Origin of the sequence: Holospora undulata HU1 (genome assembly GCF_000388175.3) — a bacterium.
In the GTDB taxonomy this organism is placed as follows: Bacteria; Pseudomonadota; Alphaproteobacteria; order Holosporales; family Holosporaceae; genus Holospora; species Holospora undulata_A.
Genome location: NZ_ARPM03000195.1, coordinates 1 through 5,617, shown reverse-complemented (window position 1 = coordinate 5,617; position 5,617 = coordinate 1). Strand labels below are relative to the sequence as shown.

Below are 5,617 nucleotides of genomic sequence, written 5' to 3'. Positions count from 1 at the left end.
CACTAAGCCCCTTAGGAAAATAACAGCTTTTTGTCTGTTTTTTCTATACCAATTTTCTATTCCACCTTCCTGTCGCTGATACACTTATTTTAAATGGTTGCGATGATTCAATACCCCGCCCCTCATCTAAATTTACCCTTTGTCTTAAATCGTTGCGGTAGCTCTTTGTCATTTTCCTTTAATTGCACCTAATTCAACCTAAAGTACTATATATAGCGATGAAAGTGGTATAGAGCTAACGATTTTCAAAGATAGAAGGCTGGGGCGAAACGGTATAAAACTGATAGGTAAAAAAAGTGTTAAATATGACGCGCGAACAAATATTATAGCAATATTCGTGAATAATAAATCGATAGCTCCGATGATATTTAATGGATCTAGTACCGCGAAGGCATTCGAAATGTGGGGGGAACATTTAATAAAAGAGCTGAAGCCAGGTAAGGGAGTAGTTATGGATATTGCTGCCTTTCACCGATCAAAGAAAACTAAAGATTTAATCGAATCTGTTGGGTGTAAGATAATTTTTTTGCTTTCATATTCCCCTGATCTAAATCCAATTGAAAAATTCTTGGTTAATATGAAACGATGGATTAAATGCCAAATTAATGCATTTGGCAAACTTTATGAGGCTATTTCTGCATTCTTCCAAATCCCATCTTCAGGCTAAATGACTATAAACTAAACTTTCAGAGTGTTTCCTTTTACATTCCAAATATAACTTAACGGCGGTGGTTGATAGCAAAAGCGGTAAAATTAAGGCACTTTATGTTCAATGCTTGTGATAAAACAAAATTTATGCCAAAATTTTTTTTCACCGATCGTTAAATAGTGGGCGTTAACAATGTTTTTACATTTAAAAAAAAGAGTAGATGAGTAATTCTTTTCACGAAAAAGCAATTCAGTTGGCAAAACAGTTTGTTTGCCATAAAGGTGTTCCTTTTGAAGTGGGGTATCGATGGGGAAAAAATTTTTTACAAGAAGCTTTTGATTTGTCTCCTTCACAGTGGGCCTATAAAATGTTTGATGTTTGTCCTCTTCACGCTGAACTAGATAAGTGGGTTCAAGAGTTTATCACAAAACATAAGCCGTTGTCCCGCAGCACTCAGCGCCGCTTTTTTTGGAACCAATGGTTTGCTTTGAATGAATTTACATTAGACCCTAGACCAGAAACTGAAGGAATAGTCTCTTTAATTCTTAACAGAAAAACAGAGGTTAATACTGTTCTTGACTTAGGCACCGGAAGTGGGTGTATTCTATTAAGCTTTTTAGAAGCGTTTCCTAAAGCTAAAGGATTAGGGGTTGATATTCAAAGCGATGCTTTAAAGGTAGCGCATCAGAATGCGTTTCAGTTAGGGATAGGTCATCGCGTTCAGTGGATTTGCAGCAATTGGTACACAAATTTAGAAACTAATGCGATAAAAAAAAATAGTTTTGACCTTATCGTTAGTAATCCGCCTTATATTCCCTCTAGTCAATGGATAAAATTACCTCCAGAAGTTCGATTTTGGGATCCAAAAGTTGCTTTGGATGGGGGAAAATACGGAATAACCCCTTACAAAACGATTATTCCTGGTGCAAAACAATGGTTGACTTATGGTGGGGTTTTAGCATTAGAAATTTCTTCAAATGCTTGGCTTCCTTTTCTAATTTCGTTGGGAAAGCAGTATTTTTCTAAGGTATCAGTGTTTTTGGATGATTTTGGCAGAAATCGCTACCTGATTTTGTACTAATGATCAGCAATTCGACGACGATCAAAAAATTCTTTGATATCCCCTGATGCAAAACGGGAAAAGATTTGTATAATAATTTGAACAGATAGTTTTTAGAGGATTTTTATGTTTTCTTTGTCGGAAGTTACAGGGCTAGTAGCCCAAATGATGCATGATCTTATTTCTCCCTTTAGTGCTATTTCTGCGGGAATAGAAATGACACCTTCTCCTGGTGATGAGGTATGGGCGCTTATTTTTCGTTCAAAACAACAATTGACAGAACTTTTAGAAATTTTTCGAGATTTTTTTGGAAGCGAAACTCCAAGCATTGCTGATGCAAAACTTTTGCTAAAGCGTATTTTTAAGGATAAGTTTACTTGTGTAATGCCTAGTGATGCGCTTATTGAGGTGTATCCAAGAATAACATTAGGCCTTTGTTTTTGGCTTGTAAAGCAAGCGGTATCAAAAAAGGGCGCTATCGAAATACACAATACTCCTCAACATATTATATTTTCTTTAGCAGAAACTACCATTCTTCCGTCTTGTCGACAAGATTTGATTTTGATGCAAGGAAAACCCGCCACTTCTGGGGTAGAATACTATGCCTATTTTGTCTATCAGTTACTGAAAGAAGCTTACCTGCAGGTTCATGTCATTCGATCTAATCAAGGTATTGTTTTGCACCTTAAGTCTAAGGATGACGGTTGATTCGACGTTATGCTTTTTTATCGAAAGTTTGGTGAAGCAAATCATTGACTTCTTTTGTTAGTTCTCCAGGGGGAGCCTCCGTATTAATATGAGAAGCAAGACTTTCCCAATGATCGGCAAAACAAGAAGAAGACAGTGTCCCCAGGAACAGAAAAGTAACTAATATTTTCGTTCTTATGGTCATAAACTTTAAGTATTTGGATCATACAACAACACTATAAAACAAATAGGTTACTAAAAGATTGTTTACTCAGATTATATACAAGAAAAAATACTGGATTACAATTCGTTTATTTCAAAAAGCTAAAAATCAATCGTTGTTTTTTAGGTGCGGCAAGTTAAAGTGAGAAAAAAACGCACATGCAAGGAGTTGTTTTGTGAAAAAATTTCTGGGATAATAGAGAAAGTTATTGTGGCGTAACGCTAAAAGAGGAAAAATCCGGCTGTGGAAGAAGTAGTAGTACAAGTATCTCATGGTATATCACTTTGGGGGTTGTTTTGGCAGGCAGATTGGATCATAAAGGGTGTGATGTTGGGACTTTTGGGAGCGTCTGTCGTTTCGTGGAGTATTATTGTTGGAAAATCTCTTCAATTGCGTAAGCTATATCAGGAAGCATCAGATACTCAAGAGTCGTTTGAAAAAGAATCATCAAATTATTGGGAGCACGTGCGTCCCTGTTCTTGGAGTATGCCTTTTGCTTATGTTGTTAGTTTGTTTGTAAAAGAGTCTCGTCGAGGAACGTCTTCTGTGTGGCGTCAAAAAGTAGAGAACATTTTGGAAGCTTACTTAGAAAATCAAAGAGATTATTTGATGAAAAGCATGGGAACGCTTGACACAATTGGGTCCATTTCTCCTTTTGTTGGATTGTTTGGAACTGTTTGGGGCATTATCAACAGCTTTAAGGGGATTGCAAGTTCAGGTTCCACCAGTATTGCTGCAGTTGCTCCCGGGATGGCAGAAGCTTTGTTTGCAACAGCCATTGGGCTAGTGGCGGCCATTCCGGCTGCTGTTGCATACAATCGGCTGAGTCTTGGCATTCAAAGTTATATGACTAAACTGGAAGGGTTTTGTCGTATTGTTCACGTTGCTCACCTTGATCACTAAAGGAAAATCGTTTTTATGAAATTAAGAAAGTATCGAAGACATATCAAGTCTCATTCAGAAATCAATGTAACCCCCCTTGTCGATGTCATGCTGGTATTATTGGTGATCTTTATTGTGACTACCCCGTTAATGCATAGTAATGTGTGTGTTAATTTACCAAAAGCTGGTCAGGGAGTTTCTCAGTCTACGCAGTCTGCTCCTTTAACGGTTTCGATAAATAAAGATGGAGATCTGTTGTTTCAAGAGCAAAAAATGACTTCTGATGTTCTGTTAGAACGGTTGAGTGTGCTTGACCCCGATCATCAAGAAACCATTTATATTGAAGCGGATAAAGCGTTAGTCTATGAGCAGTTAGTTCAGCTAATGATATGTCTTTCTCAATCTGGTTTTACAAAGTTAATGCTGGTTACTGAAGCACAGGAGCGTCCAGTTTCAAAAAAGAAAAGTACATCAAAAAATAATGGATAAAAATGAGAGCATTAAATTGGATAATATCTCTAGGATTTCATGGATTGATCGGAATAGGGATCTTTTTTGGTAATCGATTTTCTAAGATTGAACTTCCAGAGCAAACAGCGCCTTGCAATATTCCTTTGGATATTCAAAATTTTGCTTCAGTTTCCAGAGCTCCAAAGTCAAAACCAAAATCAGAGAAAGTTAGAGAACAAAAAAAAAGCAAGTCTATTGCAAAAGATATTGAAGCTTCTCCAGATCAGGCGGAAAATCCTCCTTCTTTTGATGAGGTGTTGGATCATCTAGAAGAAAAGAATAAAGAAAATAAAGAATCTGAAATAAAGAAGAAAAAAAAGTCTTCCTCTTCTTCTAAGAAGCAAAAAAAAAAGAGTTCGGAAAAAAGTTCAAAAAGCGGGGGGGGCGAAGAAGACATTCACAGTATACTAAAAGATATCACGGAACGTCCTGATGGAGCTTCTGCTGAAACTCCGGAAGTTGATCCTGATTCTCAGTCTTCTTATGGGGCATCGCAAGTTGGTCAGGATATTGCGGTGAGTATATTAGATCGTGTTCAAACGTTGTTACAAAACGCTTGGCGTCTTCCAGCGTTATCAGAAAATGGGGAAAAATTGGTGGTGTTAGTAGAGCTAGAGCTTAATCCTGATGCTACAGTAGCAAGAGCCACTATCGTTGGGGGGACAACGAACCATCCAGCCTATGCCATTGCTGCAGAAAGTGCGGTTGCTGCAGCTTTTGATCCCAGCTGTAATCCTCTTCCGTTGCCTCTTGATCAGTACCATAAATGGAAAAAATTACGTATTCATTTTTCTCCTCAATGAGGTATTTCTCCCCTCAAAATTATTAAATGCACATACAATTAGCTATGAATCTTTTTTTAATAATGATATATTAGATAAAAAGATAAAAGTATAGACTTTCAGCAGTAATTTTTTTTAATCTCTTGGACTAAGAGTCGATCTTTAAATGAGCGCTCCACAGTGAAAGCCACGTGGTATCATTGTAGAGCAAAGTCGAGAAAAATCTGCACTTGCCCCATGTCTTCTTCCTTCTGCATCTCTATATAACTATACCAAATCAAAGTGAAAGTGTTGGACTAATGCGTTGAAAGTTGTCATTGACGCGGTCGACAAGATCCATGGCGATGTTGTTTCAGGTTTGGTCGAAAAAATTTGCAGCACACTCTGGCAAAACTCTTTGGCAGAGACGAAAAATCGATTGTTGCGCATATTTCATTCTTCGATGGGGGCAGGTTGGGGCTGGAAATAATGCACCTCAATGCCCCCTTTCTTTTGCTGCTTTTTGGGTGTATTTGCTTGTGTTATAAGGTCTTTGATCTAAGATCAGGGGAATGCTAGGCGCCTTTGGATAAGCATCTTTCCGCTGATCAAAAAACGTCTTTAAGGTTTTTAAGGATACCCCCGTAAGGCGCATGTGCAGTCACTCCCATCAGGTTCATGCGTGTAGGCCGTCGTGGAAATGGGGGGGGGCCTGACAGGTGATTTTCGTTGCCATGCTGGCACGCTCGCTATCACCAAACATTCGGCGGTGTTGTCATCACCGTTGAATAAAGGCTTCCTGCTTGGCTGTATTTACGGGCCGTGCTGCTGCCTTTTTAAATGAA

The 5,617-nt window shown here is 38.2% G+C and carries 10 protein-coding genes; 7 read left to right on the top strand and 3 right to left on the bottom strand.

The genetic code is table 11. The features are described 5' to 3' along the window. Positions 1–43 precede the first annotated feature (43 nt). Positions 44–172 carry a hypothetical protein gene (locus K737_RS11520; RefSeq protein ID WP_268743849.1) on the bottom strand — a complete coding sequence of 43 codons (129 nt, stop codon included), beginning with the start codon at positions 170–172 and terminating at the stop codon, positions 44–46. A 36-nt stretch (positions 173–208) separates the two neighbouring features. On the opposite strand from K737_RS11520, the gene K737_RS10150 reads away from it, so the two are divergent. The 3 genes from K737_RS10150 (at position 209) to K737_RS06060 (ending at position 2,417) form a co-directional block, all read left to right on the top strand. Then, entirely contained in the window at positions 209–667 is a 459-nt protein-coding gene (locus tag K737_RS10150; protein WP_075260369.1) for a transposase, read from the top strand. Between the two features lie 202 nt (positions 668–869). After that, positions 870–1,730 carry a N5-glutamine methyltransferase family protein gene (locus K737_RS06065; RefSeq protein ID WP_006301476.1) on the top strand — a complete coding sequence of 287 codons (861 nt, stop codon included), beginning with the start codon at positions 870–872 and terminating at the stop codon, positions 1,728–1,730. 105 nt (positions 1,731–1,835) lie between these two features. Further along, entirely contained in the window at positions 1,836–2,417 is a 582-nt protein-coding gene (locus tag K737_RS06060; RefSeq protein WP_006301474.1) for a hypothetical protein, read from the top strand. A 7-nt stretch (positions 2,418–2,424) separates the two neighbouring features. Here K737_RS06060 and K737_RS10145 read toward each other — a convergent pair whose 3' ends face one another. Then, entirely contained in the window at positions 2,425–2,601 is a 177-nt protein-coding gene (locus tag K737_RS10145) for a hypothetical protein (RefSeq protein WP_023492490.1), read from the bottom strand. A gap of 261 nt (positions 2,602–2,862) precedes the next feature. Here K737_RS10145 and K737_RS06055 point away from each other — a divergent pair, with 261 nt between their 5' ends. From K737_RS06055 to K737_RS11265, 4 genes are all read left to right on the top strand, one after another. Then, positions 2,863–3,522, top strand: a complete 660-nt coding sequence (locus tag K737_RS06055) for a MotA/TolQ/ExbB proton channel family protein (RefSeq protein ID WP_023492489.1) — start codon at positions 2,863–2,865, stop codon at positions 3,520–3,522. Between the two features lie 15 nt (positions 3,523–3,537). Then, positions 3,538–3,990 carry a biopolymer transporter ExbD gene (locus K737_RS06050; RefSeq protein ID WP_006303456.1) on the top strand — a complete coding sequence of 151 codons (453 nt, stop codon included), beginning with the start codon at positions 3,538–3,540 and terminating at the stop codon, positions 3,988–3,990. 2 nt (positions 3,991–3,992) lie between these two features. Further along, on the top strand, positions 3,993–4,814 hold the full coding sequence (locus tag K737_RS06045; protein WP_006303455.1) for a hypothetical protein: 822 nt from the start codon (positions 3,993–3,995) through the stop codon (positions 4,812–4,814). Positions 4,815–5,097: 283 nt separating this feature from the next. Beyond that, the gene (locus K737_RS11265; RefSeq protein ID WP_235075728.1) at positions 5,098–5,262 is read left to right on the top strand and encodes a hypothetical protein; all 165 of its coding nucleotides are present in this window, start codon (positions 5,098–5,100) and stop codon (positions 5,260–5,262) included. A 6-nt stretch (positions 5,263–5,268) separates the two neighbouring features. Here the strand turns inward: K737_RS11265 and K737_RS11260 are convergent, their stop codons facing one another. Beyond that, positions 5,269–5,427, bottom strand: a complete 159-nt coding sequence (locus tag K737_RS11260) for a hypothetical protein (protein WP_200863624.1) — start codon at positions 5,425–5,427, stop codon at positions 5,269–5,271. Positions 5,428–5,617 lie beyond the last annotated feature (190 nt).